Here is a 19,806-nt window from a genome sequence, read left to right as displayed (position 1 = left end):
AATGACTGTACCGGAAGTTTATTTGAACTTCGGCAATCCGGGCGGATTGGTCTCCGATTGTTTCAAAGCTTCTTCGTCCAGATGCCAGCGGTCGAGAATGCGGGCATAGTCGCCGCTTGCGATCAGGCTATTGGTGGCGATCGTCAGCGCATTGGCAAGTCCGCTGCCCTTGCGGGTCGTAATTGCCACATCCGAACGATCCGGCCAGCCCGCACTGAGCGTGCCAACACGTTTGATATTCTTGTCACGTGAGGCAATGAATACGAGCTGTGCATGGGGTTGAACAATCACATCGGCCCGACCCGATTGCACAGCAAGAAGGCTGGCGGCCTCATCATCATAATATTGCAGTTCCAGCGGTTTCAGTCCCGCCTTCTCATTCTCCTCGCTCCACTTGACGAGAATGCGTTCCTGATTGGTCCCGGCACCCACGATGATGCGGAGGCCTGCAGCATCCTTTGGCTCCTTGATGGAGGTAACGCCACTGTCGGCCTTTACGAAGAAGCCGTGCAGGCCCTGCCGATAGGTCGAAAAGTCGAACTTTTCCTTGCGCTCTTCCGTAACGCCAACATTGGATATCACGGCATCATATTTGCCGGATGCGAGACCCAGCGGCCAATCGATCCATGCAACCGTAACGCTTTCGAGTTCAAGCCCAAGGCTTTCAGCAATCGCGGACGCATAGTCCGCATCCGCACCCACAACGGTCTTGGCATCTGTGGCATAGGCCGCCAGCGGCGGCCCGCCCGGCGCGACGGCCACAGTCAGCTTGCCCGGCGTGACGAATTTGAAATCGGCGGGAATGGCGGCGATTGCCTTAGCATCTTTCTGCACATGAATGCGGCCCGTCTGTTCGGGCGACAAATCAAAATCATCTTCTGATAGCGCTGGCAGGGTTGAAGCGCCAACCAACGCCCATGCAGCTATTAACAGAGCACCTGCTCTCATGAACCATTCTCCATTTATGTAGAATAAAGCGGGCTGGCACACGCATCCCCTCATGTGCCAGCCCCACCCCTCACGAACCGCTTTTCGGCAGGCCCTGTGGATTTGTCTTGGCTTCGGTGATGGCTTCCGGTCCGAGATTCCAGGTATCCAGAACCTTGGTATAGGCGCCGCTCGCGATCAGATCGTTGAGAACATTGGTCAACGGGCCTGCAAGCCCGCTGCCCTTACGCGTTGTAACCGCAATCTCGGCGGTGATCGGCCAGCCACCACTGACCGTGCCAACCAGCTTGGTCTTGCCATTGATGCCAGCGGAATAGGCCTGGGTCGCGTTCACGCTGAACACCGCATCGGCACGACCACTTTGAATGGCGAGGTCCTTGACCGCGTCATCGTCGTAATATTGCACCTCGATCGGTTTCAAACCCGCTGCAACATTCTGCCGATCCCATTCCAGCAGCACCTTTTCCTGATTGGTGCCCGCATCGGTGATGATCTTGAGCCCTTCAATATCCTTTGGCTGTTTCAATTCCTTGATCGCGCTGTCTGCCTTAACGTAGAAGCCAAGCTCATCCTTGCGATAGGTGGAGAAATCGAACTTCTCCTTCCGTTCTTCCGTTACGGTGACATTGGAAATCACCGCATCGAATTTGCCCGAAGCAAGCCCAAGTGGCCAATCGGCCCACGCAACGGAAACCAGTTCCAGATCGCGTCCGAGACTGTCGGCAATGATCTGTGCCAGATCGACATCGTAGCCGATGACGGTCTTGGAATCTGAAGCATAGTCATGCAACGGCAGATGCCCGCTGGTGCTGATGCCGATAGTCAGAACACCATCTTTGACGAATTTGAAGCCCTTGACTTCCTCGATACGTTTATCGAGTTTTTCAACCCGCAAGCGGTTCGGCTGTTCTGGGCTGAGATCAAATTTACCCTCACTCCGTGCCGCATTCGTCATCAGCAGAGCCGTTGAAATCAGGCCCGCAGTGAAACATCCCGCTTTTCTGATATAAGTCATATGCCCATCTCCTAGAGTGTAAAACACTGTGTAATGACCTGATTTCTCTACATTTCGCTTTGTTACGAGCGGAACTTACGATCCGCTTTTAGGCAATCCGGCAGGGTTAGTTTTGGCTTCGTCAACGGCTTCTGAACTCAGGCTCCAGCGTTCCAGAACCTGTCCATATTTGCCGTTCTTGATAAGCTCATTGAGCGAGAGCGTCAGTGCGTCAGCCAAACCGCTGCCCTTGCGCGTGGTGATTGCCACTTCGGCAGTCTGTGGCCAGCCACCGCTCACCGTCCCGACAAGCTTGGTCTTGCCGTGCTGCGCTGCGGCATAGGCTTGCACTGCATTGACGCTGAAGACCGCATCCGCACGACCGGATTCAATCGCGAGACCCTTGACTGCATCATCGTCATAATACTGTACTTCGATGGGTTTCAGTCCGGCTGCGACATTCTGCTTGTCCCACTGCAGAAGGATGTTTTCCTGATTGGTGCCGGGATCGGTAACGACCTTCAGGCCCGCAATGTCCTTGGGCTCTTTCAGCGATGTGATTGCACTGTCCGCCTTGACGTAAAATCCAAGTTCGTCCTTGCGATAGGTGGAGAAATCGAACTTTTCCTTGCGTTCCTCGGTCACGGTCACATTGGAAATCACGGCGTCGAACTTGCCAGATTCCAGTGAAAGCGGCCAATCGGCCCAGGCGATTGGCACCAACACAAGCTCGCGCCCCAATGTATCAGAAACCAGCTGAATCAGATCGGGATCGAAGGCCACCACGGTCTTTGCATCCGTAGCATAAGTGCTGATCGGGGGCACCCAAGGATTGATGCCGACGACGAACTTGCCATCCTGCACGAACTTGAAATCCTTGGGGACAGCATTGATAACGGCATCGCTTTTCTCCGTGCGCAGACGGTTTGGCTGTTCCGGGCTCAAATCGAGTTCTGCGGAAATGGCTGGCGCGCTAAACAGTGTTGCTACTGCCAGAAGGCCGCCCAATATTGCGCTTTTGTAGTTACCTGATTTCATTGAATAACTCCTGAGAATGTTCTGAATTTTGGACAAACAATCCCCGGCGATTGCCCCGTCAGGGCAATCGTGATTGTCGGGGTGTGGTGTTAAACGGACGTTCTGGCGTCAGAGGACTTTTGCTAGAAACTCCCGGGTTCGGGGATGCGTTGCCGCATTGAAAAGCTGCTCCGGCCTGCCGGTTTCGAGAATGCGGCCCTCTTCCATGAAGACCACCGTATCTGCCACTTCACGGGCAAAGCCGATCTCATGGGTTACGATGACAAGCGTGGTGCCAGAGCGTGCGAGCTCCTTGATTACATCCAGCACTTCACCCACCAGTTCGGGGTCGAGCGCAGAGGTCGGCTCGTCGAACAGGATCACTTTGGGATTGAGTGCCAGTGTACGAGCGATGGCGACACGCTGTTGCTGACCACCGGAAAGCTGACGCGGATAGGCATTGATTTTTTCGCTGAGACCAACGCGCGCCAGCAGACGTTTTGCAATCACGGTCGCGGCATCCCGGCTCAGGCCACGGACAATCATCGGCGCTTCAATGATGTTTTCCAGCACGGTCAGATGCGGGAAGAGATTGAAGTTCTGAAACACCATGCCGACATCGACGCGTTTTTTCAGAATGTCTTTTTCCTTCAACTCATAGAGCGTGTCGCCACTCTGGCGATAACCCAGCAGTTCGTCATCAATCGAGATAAAGCCGTCATCCACACGCTCCAGATGATTGATGGATCGCAGCAATGTCGACTTGCCCGAACCCGATGGGCCGAGGATCGCTGTCACGCTCCCGGGCTTGATGTGCAGACTTACATTATCAAGAACGAGATTGCTGCCGAAGCTCTTCGATACACCGTGAATGTCCACCGCACCGCGTCGCACACCGGTAAACCCGCTGACAGCAATTTTTTCAGCAATCCGTGCATCAGGCTCGCTCAGCGCAACAGGCTCGATCCTGGTCGATAACGGGGTTTCTGCTGGAATGAAACGAGCGAAAAGTCGTGTCAAAATAGCTGGTGGTGGATTGCGCAATGCACCGCGCGAAAAATGGCGCTCGATGTAATATTGGGCGATCGACAGGACCGTCATGATGATCAGATACCAGACGGTTGCGACCATCAGCAGGGGAATGACTTCGAGATTGCGGCGGTAGATGACTTGCACCGTGTAGAAGAGTTCCGGCAGCGCAAGCACATAGACCATCGATGTGCCTTTAGCGAGACCGATGATCTCGTTGAAGCCCGTCGGAAGGATCGTGCGCATGGCTTGCGGAAGCACGATGCGGAAGGCTTGTCTGCGCCGTGGCAGGCCGAGCGCGGCGGCAGCTTCGAGCTGCCCCTGATCGACAGACAGAATGCCGCCACGGATGATCTCGGAAGAGAATGCAGCCTGATTGAGGCTCAACCCTAAAAGGGCGGCAGCAAACGGACTGAGTATCTGAACGGTGGGATATTCGGCAAAGGTGATATCGGTATATGGAACACCTAATCTGACCGTTTCATAGAGATAGCCGAGATTGTTCAGAACCAGAAGCAGGACGATCAGCGGAATGGAGCGCAGCAGCCAGATATAGGCCCAGGAAAGACCGGACAACAGCGGCGAGCGTGAAACGCGAGCCAACGCGAGTGCGGTTCCAAGGGCAAAACCCAGCACTGTTGCAAGCGCTGTCAACCACAGTGTCCGCATCAAACCGACGAGAACAGGCTCGGAGAAGAACCATTCTGCAAAGACTGGCCAACCCCATTTCGGATTGGTCAGAACCGATTGCAGCGCAGCGATAATCAGGCCTGCGGCGATGACTGTGCCAACGACGCGTGCTGGATAACGGGCCGGAACGATGCGATAATGTTTGAAATCGCCGGGACTTACGCGAGAGCCTGTCTCTCTATCCGTACCCGCAAACTCTGTAGCGATAGCCATGATCAACACTGCTCCGAATAGCCGTTCAACTTATGAATCACCGCAGGAATTCCTGCTTTTGAAGTCACCGGATTCCATTTTTGGAGATGAGGCGTCGAGTTTCAAAACAAATAAGTCTATTTAATCAGGCGGTGGCGGATGTTTTTTCCATAACACCCACCACAACGCCCAAGCATCTACTTAGCCAAACACCACCTGTTTTAAAGCGGATTCGGAAGGATGAAAATTAACTTGCCCTATATTCTCGATATTTTTCTCGAAAGGCAACGTCCCGTAAATTTCGGGATCGACCGCGACATCAAAAAGCGCCGTATATCCGTTTCTTAAATAGAGTTCCCTGGCTTCCGGCTGCCGGAAACCAGTGGTCAGATAGACGCGGCTATAACCCTGCTGACGCGCCTGCGCTTCCAGTTCATCCAGCACCTTTTTTGCCAATCCCTGTCGACGGAAATCACTATGTGTCCAGATGCGCTTGAACTCGGCGGTCACATCGTTATAGCGCATGAATGCGCCACCAGCGATTGTCTGGCCATCACGAAGCAACAACAGGAAATTGCCGTGCGGAGGCGCAAAAGCTTCCGGCGGATATCTGTTCATTTCGGCGGCTGCACCCTCTTCATTGAAATAGGTGCCGTAGCGCGTGTCATACTCAATCGTCAGCGCCTCGATCAATGGCACTGCACGAATATCGGTCGTTGAAGTGTAGAGAAATTCATCCGCCATGATGGGCCATCCATGTTGAAGAAATCGTGCAATCTCAGATCAGCGATGCTTCGGTCAGCCGAACCCAAAACAACGCGGCTGGAAGCAGGATTTTATCGTTGAAATTGTAATCGGGGCTGTGCAGACCGGCACTTTCACCATTGCCGACGAAGAAATACGTTCCCGGCTTTTGTTCGAGCATGAAGGCAAAATCCTCACTCGCCGTGCGCGGTCGGAAATCTTCGATAACTGTGCCGGTGGGGAAAGTGCTTAGCGCGACCTGTCGTGCAAATTCCGTCTCGGCTTTTGCGTTGATCAAAGCAGGAAAGCCCCACTGATAATTGACATCAGCAACAGCACCAAAACTTTCGGCCTGTGAACGCGCGACAGCTTCAATCCGCCGCCGCAATTCCTCGCGCACAGTTTGCGAAAACGAGCGGATGGTAATGCCAAGATCAACATGCGCGGGAATGACATTCAACGCATCACCGCCATGAATGGAGGCCACCGTCACAACCCCCATATCGAGCGGATCGAGATTGCGCGCGACCACCGTTTGCAAGGCCAGAACAATGGATGAAGCCACCACAACCGGATCTACCGATTTGTGTGGTTCGGCCCCATGACCGCCACGGCCGTTCACGCGAATTCTTGCCCGGTCCACCGATGCCATCGCCGGGCCAGTCACAAAGCCGAACTTGCCTGCGGGCACGCCCGGCCAGTTATGCAGCCCATAGACGGCATCGCACGGAAATCGCTCAAAGAGGCCGTCCTCGATCATGCGTCGGGCGCCAGCCCCGATCTCCTCAGCTGGCTGGAAAATCAGGTGCACCGCACCGGAAAAACTGAGCGAGATAGCGCGCTGCTGTCAGCAGAATGGTGGTATGTCCGTCATGGCCACATGCGTGCATCACACCGGAGTTGCTGCTTGCGTAATCAAGGCCAGTTGCTTCGATGATTGGCAGGGCGTCCATGTCTGCCCTGATACCAATGGCCTTGCCGGAGTTGCCGCGTTTCAATGTGCCAACGACACCAGAACCACCAACGCCGGTTGTAACATCATAGCCCCACTGACTGAGATAATCCGCCACCAGAGCAGAGGTTCGTGTTTCCTCGAACGCCAGCTCCGGATGAGCATGAATGTCGCGACGCAAAGCGATAAACTCGTCGATAAACGAGGCAAGACCCGCCTCGATTTCCAGTTTGCGGTTTACGTCTGGCGACCGTTGAATATTCATGCCGCACCCTTTCGGTGGCTTTCGGCATCATTGTTTTCAACGGGCTTCGCATAACGGCTCTGCGGATGCTCCAATCCAAGATTTCCGCGCAGCGTGTCGTATTTCAGACTGCCTTCATGATATCCGCGCTTTTCCAGAATTGGCAGAACATGGGCAATGAAATCATCCAGCCCTTCAGCAATCACCGGGAAGCCGAGGATGAAACCATCAGCTGCCTTTTGCTCTTTCCAGAGAATGATTTCGTCTGCGATTTTTTCCGCCGTACCAATGAAGGACGTGCGTGGTGTGGCAACATTCAGCGCCACTTCACGTAAACTGAGCCTGTTTGCAGCCGCGTCGCGCTTGATACGATCCGTTGTCGAACGGAAGCTGTTTTTGCCGACATCACCAAGATCCGGGAAAGGCGCATCAAGATCATAGGCGGTGAAATCATGATGATCGAAGAAGCGACCGAGATAAGACAGAGCTTCGTTGATGCTTACGAGATTACGGATCGCATGATATTTCTCTTCGGCCTCGGTATCGGTTCTTCCAACGATGGGACCAATGCCGGGATAAATGCCGACATCGTCCTGCGAGCGCCCATGCGCAACAGCGCTGGCTTTAATCTGCGCATAAAATGTTTGGCTGTCCTTGATGGTGCCGGCATTGGTGAAGACGGCGTCCGCATGTTTACCCGCAAGTCCTACACCCGCTTCCGAAGCGCCGGCCTGAAAGATGACGGGCTGGCCCTGAGGCGAGCGCTGGATATTGAGTGGCCCTTCAACCGAGAAGAAGCGGCCCTTATGGTCGAGCCGATGGAAGCCCTCCGGCCTGTAAAACTGTCCGCTCTCGCGATCGCGAACGAAGGCATCTTCATCCCAGGAATCCCAAAGACCTTTAGTCACTTCGAGATATTCATCGGCGATTTCATAGCGTAACGCGTGTTCTGGGTGTGGCTTGCCATAGTTGCGGCCCGACCCTTCAAGTGGCGACGTCACCACGTTCCAGCCCGCACGCCCGCCGGAGATGAGATCAAGCGATGCAAACTGTCGCGCAATCGTAAATGGATCGCTATAGGACGTCGAAACCGTGCCTGCGAGACCAATGCGCTTCGTGTTCGCTGCGAGCGCCGAAAGGACGGTCAAAGGCTCAAAGCGATTGAGAAAATGCGGAACGGAAATCTCGTTGATATAAAGCCCGTCGGCGATGAAAGCGAAGCTGACACCAGCCTCTTCGGACTTGCGCGCCGTATCGATGAAAAACTGGAGATTCACGCTTGCATCTGCCGGCCCGGATGGATGTTTCCAGGCATTCATATGTCCGCCCGCACCCTGAAGCATCACACCGAATCTGATCTGCTTGGAACCCATTTTAGATACTCCTTATCGCCAGTGGCTTTGGATCAGGCGGCAATTGCCAGACGTTCGCCTGCCAGGCCTTCGATGGCAGCTAATCTTTGCTCATGAGAAACAGCGGGGAACTCGAGCACAAACTCGGCCACCCCATATTGCTCGTGCAGTTCATCGAGCTTCTGCTTCACCTGCTTTGCCGATCCTGCGAGCACATTTGGATGCTTTTCTTCAACCCGGTAATCAGCCTCTCCAGCCTGCCGCGCAAACTCGGCGGCGGCCTCCTGTGTGCCAACCGAAACGGATTGTCCGGAGGCGAGATGCACCTTGAAGATTTTGATTTTTGAGACCGCAGTATCAACCGCGTCTTCGCTCTCGGCAACCACTGCGCCAAGCGCCAGAACCGGCACCTTTCCGGTCACTTTGTGATAGGCGTCGAACGTTTTCTGCAGATTGGCAGTATCACCATTCAAATGACCGGCATAGACAAAATCCCAGCCGGAATGTGCGGCAAGCAACGCGCTTTCCGGGCTTGCGCCAAGCACGAACTTTTCCGCAGAAACCTGTGGTTTAGGCGTTGCCGCCAGTCCTTCAAACGGACCGGAAGCGATCTTGCCACCGCCAAGAAACGCGCTGAGCTGCTCAAGCTTGCTGTTGAAATCGAGGCGCTTTTCGCTGCCTGTTTCCTGCTGTAACGCCCTGGTTGATAAAGGAAGTCCGCCCGGCGCCTTGCCGACACCGAGATCAACGCGCCCGCGCCCAAGGGCAGCCAGAAGGTTAAAGTTTTCGGCAACTTTGTAAGGGCTGTAATGCTGAAGCATCACGCCGCCAGAGCCAATTCTGATCCGCTTTGTCGATGCCAGAAGATAGGAAACAAGCACCTCCGGCGAAGGCCCGGCCAGTTCCTCCGCGTGATGATGCTCCGCAACCCAGAACCGCTTGTAGCCCGCTTGTTCGGCCGCCTGAGCATAAGATACGGTGTTCGCAAGAGCGGCTTCCGCATTGCCCGCTTGTGCTACCGGACTCTTGTCGAGAAGACTTAACTGATAGGGCATCGGTACATCCACTTTCGCTGAGCATTACATCGGGTGACCCCTTCGCGCAAAGCGCACGTCTAGGGATCAGCCTCAGATAGTTTCTCGGCTGCGGGACGAAATCTCAAAGATCAGGCAACTTAAATCTTCTGCATTGCGATAAATTTATTCTGCGGCGCAGTTATATGTTGAAACGGCCTGCTTTGCCCGTCTTCTTCTGCTGTTGCCCAAGCAGTCAACACCCCGGTGCACCGATGATGTTGAGACTCGAACGCAAAATGGAAACCAGACCGGTTCGCTTATTCTCAAGGTGCGAGGCTCACGCCTCTTGTAAATCACTCTCATATGTCTTCTTGGTCTTTGGCACACAGAGGCAGGCAGGCACGATCAGCACCGCGATAAGCATCATCGCTACAAAGGTCGCGTGCAGCGCGTGCTGAAGCGCCAGCCGTAGCTCATGCTGATCAATCAACATCTCCGCCCCATTCAGCAGGTCACGAAGTTGTTCTGACGTAATCGCTTCACCGTGGTTGGCATTCGCAAGACCGTAGGTGAGCACTGCGCCCAGAATGGCCGCGCCGAGTGTGCTTCCCAAATTACGCGAGAAAACATTCGATGCCGTAGCGCTGCCACGCTCTGACCAGCTTACGCTGTCCTGCGTCAAGATTAGTGCCCCGATGTTAAGCAGCCCCATGCCGAAACCCATGATCAGAGAACCGGCTCCAGCCATTGTTGCCGAACTTGACGGGGTGAGCATGACAAGCAGAGAGGTTCCGATTGGAATACAGATGCTTCCGACGATCATGATTGGACGCAGCCCAAAACGCGTAAACTGTCGCGATGCAATTGTTGCCCCGCAGGGCCAGCCCAGCAGCAGCATAGTGAGGGCAAAGCCCGCGACCACGGGAGAACGGTCGAGAACCGTCTGTACATACATCGGCAAAAATGTCGTGAGGCCCATAATCGACATGCTGGCCAGGAAAACTGCAAGATTGGAAAAAGCTATAGGACACTTCAGCCACAGGTCGGGCGCGACAATGGGTTCCTTCGTGCGGCGTTCCTGCCAGATGAAGGCAATCAACGAAACGGCAAAGAGAATGAATGCCAGAATTCCTTCCAGTGAAACCGCGCTCTCCATCAGGGTAAGCGCAATCATCAATGACGAAATGGAGACAGCGAAAAGTGCCGCGCCGAGCACGTCGACCGAGACCGGTTTTGTCCGCTTCTCTTCATGCAGGAAGAGAAGAAAACCAGATGCCGCCAGAATACCGACGGGAATATTGATCCAGAAAACCCAGGCCCAGCTCAGATTGTGAATGATGAGACTGCCAAGCAACGGGCCGACGACGGCTGACAAAGCCCATACACTGGCAAGATACCCTTGGACCTTGCTACGCTGCGCTCCGGGAAAAAGGTCCGCCACCACAGTCATGGCCGCAGGCTGGATCGCCCCTGCGCCGATGCCCTGCAAAAGCCGGAAGACGATCATCGAAGGCATCGACCAGGCGAAGCCTGCCAAGACCGAAGCGGCGAGGAACAGCGCGATACCGAAAATAAGAACGGGCTTGCGACCATAAATGTCTGCAAGCTTTCCAAACACGACGGTCGTCGCGGTCTGGGTCAACAGGAATGACGAAAAAACCCAGGAATACAGATTGAGTTGTCCCAGCTGTGCTGCAATCTGCGGCATTGCGGTAGACACAATCGTTGCCTCGACGGCGATCATGGCCATGCTCGCCATGATCGCGGCGACAACAAGCCCGCGATGAGAGTGTTTTTCTGTCATGGATCGCTTTCAGACCAGAACTGGTCGTCGTTGAGAGAAGCCTCCTCGCTCCCGGCTTGCTTCTTAGACCCGCTCGACCACCATCGCAATACCCTGCCCGCCACCGATACACATTGTTGCCAACCCGTAGCGGCCACCGATACGTTCCAGTTCATAGCAAAGCTTGATGAGGATGATCGCTCCCGACGCTCCTACCGGATGGCCGAGAGCAACGGCGCCACCATTCGGATTGACCTTATCTTCCGGAAACTCCAATTCCGCGCTGACCGCACAGGCCTGCGCCGCAAACGCTTCATTGGATTCGATCACGTCCATATCGGCGACGGTCAGACCCGCCCGCTGCAAAGCCTGTCGGCTGGCGGGAACGGGGCCCATACCCATTACCTCGGGTGCGACGCCACCGAGTCCGGTTGCGATGATGCGGCCTAATGCCTTGACACCATGGGCTTTAGCGACACCCTCCTCCATAAGAATTAGAGCTGCCGCACCATCGTTGAGACCCGATGCATTGCCCGCCGTTACGGTGCCGTCCTTGCTAAAAGCAGGGCGCAGCTTGGCCATATCCTCCAGAGAGACATTGCTGCGCACATGTTCATCCGTATCAAACAGTTTTTCTGTCCGACCCTGCTTGACGGTAATTGGCAGTATCTGGCCGCTAAAGCGGCCATCTGCGATTGCTGCTGCCGCTCGACGGTGCGATTCAACCGCGAAAGCATCCTGCTTTGCCCGATCGATGCCAGACCGCTCAGCGATATTCTCAGCGGTCATGCCCATGTGACCATGACCGAAAGGATCGGTCAGAGCCCCCACCATCATATCAATCGCGGTCACATCGCCCATCTTCTGACCGTTGCGTGCCTGCGTCAGTAAATGGCCAGAGCGGCTCATGCTCTCCGCACCGCCAGCAAGCACGATATCGGCTTTGCCAAGCTCAATCTGTTCGGCAGCGGAAACGACCGCCTGAAGGCCCGAACCGCACAAGCGGTTCAAAGTCAACGCAGGCGACGTGTGAGGAACCCCAGCACGAACCGCAACAACGCGCGAAATATACATATCTTCCGGTCTGGTGTGAATGACATTGCCGAAGACTGTCTGCTCAACCTGATCGGGCTCGATGCCAGCACGCGCGATCGCTTCGCGCGCCACTGCGGCTCCCAGTTCACACGGAGGAATACCTGCAAGAGAGCCACCAAAATCTCCGATTGGCGTGCGAACCCCGGAAGCAACAACCACTGAACGTTTCATGTTGGTCTTCCTTAAACCTTGTCAGCCATTTCAGGCAGAGCCTGGAACAAATCAGCCACCAGCCCATAATCAGCAACCTGGAAGATCGGCGCTTCTTCATCCTTGTTGATGGCGACGATGACGCGGCTGTCCTTCATGCCAGCCAGATGCTGGATCGCGCCGGAGATGCCGACAGCGATGTAAAGCTCCGGTGCAACCACCTTGCCCGTCTGGCCAACCTGCCAGTCGTTTGGCGCATAGCCCGCATCGACTGCCGCGCGGCTGGCGCCAACCGCCGCACCGAGCTTGTCGGCAACCGGAAGGATCACTTCCTGGAACTTTTCAGCCGAACCAAGTGCACGACCGCCTGAGATGATGATCTTGGCCGAGGTCAGTTCCGGACGATCCGAAGCCGACAGCGCATTGCCAACAAAGCTCGACAGCGCCGGATCGGCAGGCACCGTTGCGTTCTCGACGGCAGCCGAACCGCCCTCGCCCGTTGCGGAGAAGGAGGCCGTGCGAACGGTGATCACCTTCTTGGCGTCGGTAGACTGCACTGTCTGGATTGCATTGCCCGCATAGATCGGACGCTTGAACGTATCCGCCGACACCACTTCCATGATTTCGGACAACTGCATCACATCGAGAAGCGCTGCAACGCGCGGCAGGATATTCTTGGCCGAGGTCGTCGCCGGTGCGATGATCGTGTCGTAATTGACGGCCAGTTCCACGATGAGCGCTGCCGTTGGCTCGGCCAGACGGTTTTCCAGCGCATCGCTTTCAGCCAGCAGAACCTTGCGCACGCCTTTGAGCTTGGCGGCTGCATCGGCTGCAGATTTTGCACCCTTGCCTGCAACCAGAATATCGACATCGCCGCCGATCTGGGCAGCTGCCGTCAGCGCCTTTGCCGTCTGGTCCGAAAGGGTTGCATTGTCGTGTTCGGCAATAAGAAGAATAGCCATTTTTCTCGTCCCTTCCGATTTCTTAGATGATGCCGTCAGCCTTCAGCTTCTCAACCAGCTCGGCAACCGAGCCAACCTTGACGCCAGCCTTGCGGCCACCCGGCTCTTCGGTCTTCAGCACCTTGAGGCGCGGTGCAATATCGGCGCCGAAATCGGCAGGCGATTTCTCGTCCAGCGGCTTCTTCTTCGCCTTCATGATATTGGGCAGCGACGCATAACGCGGCTGGTTCAAACGAAGATCGACCGTGACAATCGCCGGAAGCTTCACATCGATGGTCTGCAGACCGCCATCCACTTCGCGCGTGACCTTGGCCGAACCGTCAGCCAGTTCCACCTTGGAGGCAAAGGTTGCCTGGCTCCAGTTGAGGAGCGCCGAGAGCATCTGACCGGTCTGGTTGGCATCGTCGTCGATCGCCAGCTTGCCGAGGAAGACGAGGTCCGGCTTTTCCGCCTCGACCACGCCCTTCAACACCTTGGCGACGCCGAGCGGCTCGACCGTCTCATCGGTCTTGACCAGAATGGCGCGGTCCGCACCCATGGCGAGCGCCGTGCGCAGCGTCTCCTGTGCCTGTGCCGGACCAACCGAAACAGCCACAATCTCCGTTACCTTGCCAGCTTCCTTCAGACGGATCGCCTCTTCAACCGCAATCTCGTCAAAAGGATTCATCGACATCTTGACGTTGGCAAGCTCAACGCCCGAACCGTCTCCCTTCACACGGATCTTTACGTTGTAATCGACAACCCGTTTTACTGCGACAAGGACTTTCATTCCTGACTCCTTCGAATTTTTGCTGCCCCAATTCCATCGGATCCAGACACAATCGCAGCCAACTGGGTGGCTCCCGTCGATGCGTACATCGCGTTATGGTCTGGTTGATAAGAACTGGGGCAAATCACATTAAAAATCGATGATTTCTGCGGCTCTGGCTGCGAGTGCAAAGGGCCCCTCGCGCCAGGAATAGCCAAGCTGCATGGCGGTATCGATTGCACCAGCGTCCGATGCAATCTCGGACAGATGTGTCTCGCAGTAGCGCACCAGCTTGCGCAACACCGAACGCGCATAGTTCCCAATTGGACCTTGTTCGCTAAGCAGGTCATGCAATTCCGTAGGCAACGGCACCGGGCGAGTGGCGCGATAAAGCATTTTGTCAGTATCGAGCACTTCGAACTGCCCATCGGCGGCCTTGCGGTAGAACCCGCCGCCCGCCTTGCGCCCAAACGACCCTTTTGCCAGCAATTCAATGATGAGCGGATTGCCCGGCAGATTATAGTCCTGCAAGGCATCATCTTTCGGCAGCGCCTGCATCAAACCGCCCCATATGGTTGGCACGAGGTCAATGCCAATCAGATCGAGCAACCCGAAAACACCGGTATTTGGAACTCCGAGTACCGTCTGCACAGCGTCGGCAGTTTCGATATCCAGTCCAAAACGACAAGCTTCCGTGACCGACACCGCTATCCAGAAACAGCCGATACGGTTGGCTATGAAGCCTGGCGTGTCATGGCAATCAATCGGTGTTTTGCCCAGCAATAATCTGGCCGCTTGATGCAACTGATCGCGCAGGTCAGGATCAGCCTGATCGTCGACAACAACTTCCAGAAGCGGCATCAGTCGTGGCGGATTGAAGAAATGCGTGATGGCAAAGCGGCGTGCAAGACTGCTTTCCATATCAGCAACCAGATCATGACGCGGGATGGTTGATGTGTTCGAAGAGAGAATTGCCGACGGTTTCAGATGGGGTGCAATTTTCCGGAACAACTCGCGTTTAATGTCGAGTTTTTCCACCACCGCCTCAATGACCCAGTCTGCATCCTGTAACCGGGCGAAATGATCGTCAATATTGCCGGGGCGTATTCGGGCTGCAGCCTCCGGCGTCGTAAACCCGCCCAATTTAAGTTGGCGGGAAATCCCGGTTTCCGCCGGTTCGATACGGTTGACGCCACGGGCAATATCCAGCAGTTCAACGGCAATACCGGCATCGGCAAACTGCGCTGCAATACCCGCCCCCATTGCGCCGGCTCCGATGATCCCGACTTTCTTTATTCCGGTTGTCTCGGCACCCGCGACTTTTGCTATCAGATTCTGCATGACGTGATCTCAGTCCAGCCGTACATCGATGAGCACCGGCCCATCCTTGGCCAGAGCTTTGGTCAAGGCTAAATCCAGCTCGCTATTGGTGGTCACCGTCACCGCCTCGACGCCAAAGCCCCGTGCAATCGATACCCAGTCAATTTCCGGCCGGACCAAGCTCATCATGTCGAGCGCTGTCGGGCCGGGTTCGGCACCAACCTTGGCATATTCTCCGAGCAGAATGGCGTAGGAGCGATTGTCGAGCAGCAATGTGGTGACGGGCAAGTTTTCGCGGGCCTGCGTCCACAATGCCTGGACCGTATAGGCGGCGGAACCGTCAGCCTGCAAAGCGATGACCCGTCGTCCCTTGTCGCCGACCGCTTCCGCCCCGATGGCAGCGCCCGTTGCGAGCGGCATTCCTCCACCGATTGCACCGCCTGTCACAGTCAACCAATCACACGGAGCAGCCAATGGCATGACCGCAGCAAAACCGCCTCCTGAGGTCAGCGCCTCATTGACGATGATGCTGTTTTCCGGAATCTGACGCGCTACAATCTGGGCCAGAGTATCCGACGTTACCGGACCATCCACCGGCACTTCGATCTCTCCATTCTGGATGGCGATGTCGCTTTCACGAGCCCCAAGCACTGTGGCCAAAGCAGTCAACGCACCCTTCGCGTCCTGATGAGCGGTCGTCAGAGTCAGAACCTCGGCATCGGCGCGATGCAGCAGGCTCGGCAGACCGGGATAGCGGAAGAAGCCCACTGGTGGCGGACAATTGACCAGCACGACCAGATCATAAGGATCAAGACAATGTAGCGCTTCCGTTACCACATAAGGCACGACCGGCAGCACCAGCCGCCCTTTTCCCTTCGGCATGTTGGAAATGGTTGAACTTCCCATCAATTCAGCGCCGGTTTGGTCGGCAATGCCCTTGAGTAAGGGATGCAACTCTTCGACGACAGCCGGATTACCGAGGATGATGACCGCCTTGCGGCCAGATTTCAGAGCTTCGGCAACTTGTGTCACGATTGCCGGGTCCATTGGAGATGGCCCTTCTATGCCCCCAAGTTCCGCCGTTTCGCCGCCTTCGCTCCATGACACGTCTGCGGGCAAGACCAGAGACGCGATCTGGCCATAGCCAAAAGAGGCCTCTTTCAGACCAGCCATAGCATCGGCACCGATTGATGCCGGCTTTGTGCCGAAGCGATGCCAGTCTGAACTGCCCCCTACGAGCGCTTCCACATCGGCGGTCAACGGACTGTCATGCGCAACATGATCTGTTGCATGATCACCGACAATATTGAGCATGCCGCTGCCAGCCCGACGCGCATTATGAATATTGGCAATGCCATTGGCATAACCTGGACCGCAATGCAGCAGTGTTACCGCCGGGCGCTGCGTGACGCGGAAATAGCCGTCGGCCATCCCGGTCACCACATTCTCCTGCAGACCCAGCACACACCGGATACCGGGTATCCGATCAAGCGCCGCGACAAAATGCATTTCACTCGTGCCGGGATTGGCAAAGCAGGTATCTACCTTGGCAGCAACAAGACTATGGACGAGCGCTTCCGCTCCAGTGAGATGCGGTCTGTTCATAATGTTTCCAGTCGGACTTGAGTGAACATGGCCGCCATACGCCGACGGCGGCCAGCGGCTTCGTTTTAACGATGTTCTATGATGAGGGCGTCCACAGCGATGGCGCTGTCGGTTCCCAGCATCAACGGATTGACGTCTAGTTCGAGCAAATTATGCCGATGATCGCCAGCATAGGCCGCAATGGCCATGACAGCATCAATAACCGGCTCCAGTTGCACCTTTGGCTTGCCGCGAAAACCGTCGAGAAGCGCAAAGCTCTTCAGTCCGCGTAGTGCATTTTCAACGTCTGCACGACTGACCGGTAACAGCAATGGTGTGGCGTCCTTCAACAGCTCCACCAGAATACCGCCTGCACCGATGACGAGAACCAGCCCAAACAGCGGGTCGCGTTTGACGCCGACGATCAGTTCAGCAAGTGGGGCCGCTTGCATCGGTTCCATCAGAAATGTCGTAAGCTCGATTGAAGCATCGTGCTGTTTGACCGATGCGACCATGCGCTCGGCTGCAGCGATGGCATCATTTCGGCCACGAATGTTGAGAGCAACACCGCCAACTTCTGTCTTATGCGCCAGCTGATCGTGCAGAACCTTCAGAACCATCGGGGTGTCGAAGGTTTCCGGCAGTTCGCGGATCGTCTCAATGGTCAAAATGTTGCCGTTCGGCACATTCAACCCATAGGAGCTCAATCGCCGCTTGGATTCCGCTTCATTCACTGTCACGCCGTTTGAAGGCAAGGCGGTGACTGCAAACGGGACTTTGGGTTCCAGGGCAGCATCGCCCTGCCGCCGGTCGCACCCAACCATTTTGCAATAATTCGCCCATTTCGCGACAACCTGCGCAGCATCATGCAGACCATTCAGAGGGACTATCCCTTGCGCGATCAGCGCTTCGGCATCTTCTGGCGGTATGCTTTCCGTATTCACCGATGCATGAAATACCGGCTTATCCGCAATCTTGCCAGCTGCAGCCAGAGCCCGGTCCATAGCCTGATGCGCGGATTTATCCTTGTAGGGCGATCCGACCGGCGGATAATCGATCACCAGCATGGCCGCATCGTAATCACCGTTCAGCATGGTGGTGAACATGGGTGTCAGCAGTTCTTCGCTGCCCCAATAGCCTGCTGTGAAATCGAGCGGGTTGGACACATGACCAAAATCAGGCAATGTCGGCTTGATGATAGCTTTCTGTTGCTGACTTGGCTGTGGCAATTGCAGGCCAGCAAAGGAACAATAATCCGCAGCCAGGCCATTATCGCCGCCGGAACTGGAAAACACGGTGATGCGCTCGCCTTCAAGCGGTGCGGCAATCGAAGCAAGCTTCATCATTTCGAGGAATTGCGGGACCGTATCGGTCTCGATCACGCCGAGACGGGCAAACAATGCTTCATAATATTCATTTTGCCCGGCCAGCGAACTCGTATGGCTGGCGGCCATCACCGCACCAAGTTCTGAACGCCCGGAACGGCAGACGATGACCGGAATGCGCTTTGCACGCGCCCGCAAGGCGGCCTGCGAGAACGCGGCCACATCACGTATGCCTTCCATAAACAGACCCAGACAGGTCACGTTCGGGTCATCGATGAGGTAATCAATATAGTCTTCAAAGCCGAGAACGGCCTGGTTGCCCGCGCTGATCAGATAGGAATAAGGCACCGAACGACCGTTGGAAACCAGATGCCCGGTGACGTTGCCACTCTGGGAAATGACCGCCGCGCCGCGACTGTTCTGCAACTTAGGGTAAAGTGCTGGCCAGATCGAGCCATGATTGACGTAATTGACGAGGCCATAGCAGTTCGGGCCGACCACCGCCATGTCGCCTGCAGCTTCGACAAAAGCCAGATTGCGTTCAAAACCCGCCGCGCCAATTTCGGAAAAGCCGGAAGCATAGCAAACGACACCACCCGCCTTCATGGCCGACAGTTCACGCAATGCGGTGATGGTCGCATCGGCATTGACGGCCAGAAATACCGCATCAGGCGAAACAGGCAGATCGGCAATCGACGGAATGCATTTATATCCGGCGATTTCGCTGCGTTTGGGATTCACCACATAGACATCGCCAGCATAATCCTGCTGACGCAGGGTTTTCAATGTTGCCTCGACCTGACCACCACCAATGAAGGCCATGGCGCGGGGCGCAAGAAGACGCGCAAAATTCTCTCGCAGCGTAGGGCTGACACGGCCCTCCTCCACGCTCGTACTCACCTGTAGCATATTCCTCTGCCTCTTAACTTAAGGCACTGCCAGCCCAGCGGGCTCAAACTTCCACGGCAGCGCTCGTTCCAGCTTGACTGGTAAGAGGTGCAGACGTCGGGAAATTCTCCACATCGAAATTGGGCAGCAGCGGATGATCGGCGGGATTTTCGCCAAACAGATCGCACAGCCATTTGCGGATGATGATACAGCAATCCTCGGCCGAATAGGCTTCTTCCATGACCCAGCCGTGCCATAGCCCGTCCGCCAGTTGCGTAAGAGCGATGGCCGCCAGACGGACATCAATTTCCATATTCTTTTCTGCCGCGACCTTGGCAAGCCGACGTCCGAGAAACGCGCGGTATTTGCCCCATAGTTCGCGATGTAATGCCATGATCTCTGGAACAATCCAGGCGGCACTGTTGTAGTGAATATGAACCTGTTGATATCCGCGTCCGTGGAAAAATGGCCCACAGGCAACAAAGTATAGCGTATCGAAATTCCCGGTCTTCACCGATGATACAAGGTGCCGGTAATAATCGTCCCCATTTTGAAGGTAATAGCGATGTGCTGCGGTCAGCAGATCTTCCTTGCTGTCAAAATAGTGGTTTATCAATCCACGTGAAAAACCAGATTCTTCACTGATCGTGTTGATCGTCGAATTCAGATAGCCATGTTTGACTATTGAATTCAGCGTCGCAAGGATCAGATCCTGTCGTCTGATTTCGTTGGTTTGCCTCTTTTTGACAGCTTTCCGCATTCTTTACCTTCTC

15 protein-coding genes and 1 pseudogene are annotated in these 19,806 nt (G+C 55.5%); all 16 read right to left on the bottom strand.

Annotation, left to right across the window (positions count from 1 at the left end; translation table 11 throughout):
• Positions 1–18: 18 nt before the first annotated feature.
• The 16 genes and pseudogenes from WIX40_RS22410 to WIX40_RS22335 all read right to left on the bottom strand — a co-directional run bounded on the left by WIX40_RS22410 (position 19) and on the right by WIX40_RS22335 (position 19,793).
• Entirely contained in the window at positions 19–948 is a 930-nt protein-coding gene (locus tag WIX40_RS22410; RefSeq protein ID WP_339442302.1) for an ABC transporter substrate-binding protein, read from the bottom strand.
• Positions 949–1,018: 70 nt separating this feature from the next.
• On the bottom strand, positions 1,019–1,903 hold the full coding sequence (locus tag WIX40_RS22405; protein ID WP_371834172.1) for an ABC transporter substrate-binding protein: 885 nt from the start codon (positions 1,901–1,903) through the stop codon (positions 1,019–1,021).
• A 135-nt stretch (positions 1,904–2,038) separates the two neighbouring features.
• Complete coding sequence (locus WIX40_RS22400; RefSeq protein ID WP_339442299.1) at positions 2,039–2,980, bottom strand: ABC transporter substrate-binding protein; 942 nt, start codon at positions 2,978–2,980, stop codon at positions 2,039–2,041.
• Positions 2,981–3,088: 108 nt separating this feature from the next.
• A complete protein-coding gene (locus WIX40_RS22395; RefSeq protein ID WP_339442297.1) occupies positions 3,089–4,891 on the bottom strand; it encodes an ABC transporter permease subunit in 1,803 nt (600 codons plus the stop codon).
• Between the two features lie 180 nt (positions 4,892–5,071).
• Positions 5,072–5,614, bottom strand: coding sequence for a GNAT family N-acetyltransferase (locus tag WIX40_RS22390; protein ID WP_339442295.1), 543 nt, complete (start codon positions 5,612–5,614; stop codon positions 5,072–5,074).
• 34 nt (positions 5,615–5,648) lie between these two features.
• Positions 5,649–6,831: pseudogene (locus tag WIX40_RS22385) on the bottom strand (M20 aminoacylase family protein).
• Entirely contained in the window at positions 6,828–8,183 is a 1,356-nt protein-coding gene (locus tag WIX40_RS22380; RefSeq protein WP_339442293.1) for an LLM class flavin-dependent oxidoreductase, read from the bottom strand. The pseudogene WIX40_RS22385 and the gene WIX40_RS22380 overlap by 4 nt, the downstream one beginning before the upstream one ends.
• A 32-nt stretch (positions 8,184–8,215) precedes the next feature.
• On the bottom strand, positions 8,216–9,217 hold the full coding sequence (locus WIX40_RS22375; RefSeq protein ID WP_339442292.1) for an MsnO8 family LLM class oxidoreductase: 1,002 nt from the start codon (positions 9,215–9,217) through the stop codon (positions 8,216–8,218).
• A gap of 298 nt (positions 9,218–9,515) precedes the next feature.
• Complete coding sequence (locus WIX40_RS22370) at positions 9,516–10,982, bottom strand: MDR family MFS transporter (RefSeq protein WP_339442291.1); 1,467 nt, start codon at positions 10,980–10,982, stop codon at positions 9,516–9,518.
• A gap of 63 nt (positions 10,983–11,045) precedes the next feature.
• On the bottom strand, positions 11,046–12,227 hold the full coding sequence (gene bktB, locus WIX40_RS22365; RefSeq protein WP_339442290.1) for a beta-ketothiolase BktB: 1,182 nt from the start codon (positions 12,225–12,227) through the stop codon (positions 11,046–11,048).
• Positions 12,228–12,238: 11 nt separating this feature from the next.
• Positions 12,239–13,168 (bottom strand): electron transfer flavoprotein subunit alpha/FixB family protein, encoded by a 930-nt coding sequence (locus tag WIX40_RS22360; RefSeq protein WP_339442289.1) that lies wholly within the window; start codon positions 13,166–13,168, stop codon positions 12,239–12,241.
• A 22-nt stretch (positions 13,169–13,190) separates the two neighbouring features.
• A complete protein-coding gene (locus WIX40_RS22355) occupies positions 13,191–13,937 on the bottom strand; it encodes an electron transfer flavoprotein subunit beta/FixA family protein (protein ID WP_339442287.1) in 747 nt (248 codons plus the stop codon).
• Between the two features lie 129 nt (positions 13,938–14,066).
• On the bottom strand, positions 14,067–15,257 hold the full coding sequence (locus tag WIX40_RS22350; protein WP_140025942.1) for a 3-hydroxyacyl-CoA dehydrogenase family protein: 1,191 nt from the start codon (positions 15,255–15,257) through the stop codon (positions 14,067–14,069).
• 9 nt (positions 15,258–15,266) lie between these two features.
• Complete coding sequence (locus tag WIX40_RS22345) at positions 15,267–16,841, bottom strand: acetolactate synthase large subunit (RefSeq protein ID WP_339442285.1); 1,575 nt, start codon at positions 16,839–16,841, stop codon at positions 15,267–15,269.
• Positions 16,842–16,906: 65 nt separating this feature from the next.
• Entirely contained in the window at positions 16,907–19,054 is a 2,148-nt protein-coding gene (locus WIX40_RS22340) for an acetate--CoA ligase family protein (protein ID WP_339442284.1), read from the bottom strand.
• Positions 19,055–19,097: 43 nt separating this feature from the next.
• The gene (locus tag WIX40_RS22335; protein WP_006188557.1) at positions 19,098–19,793 is read right to left on the bottom strand and encodes a TetR/AcrR family transcriptional regulator; all 696 of its coding nucleotides are present in this window, start codon (positions 19,791–19,793) and stop codon (positions 19,098–19,100) included.
• Between the last annotated feature and the right edge of the window lie 13 nt (positions 19,794–19,806).

This window comes from Ochrobactrum teleogrylli, assembly GCF_037482325.1.
GTDB classification, from domain to species: domain Bacteria; phylum Pseudomonadota; class Alphaproteobacteria; order Rhizobiales; family Rhizobiaceae; genus Brucella; species Brucella teleogrylli.
The sequence above is the reverse complement of the archived record's forward strand: the minus strand, read 5'-3'. Positions and strand labels throughout refer to the sequence as shown.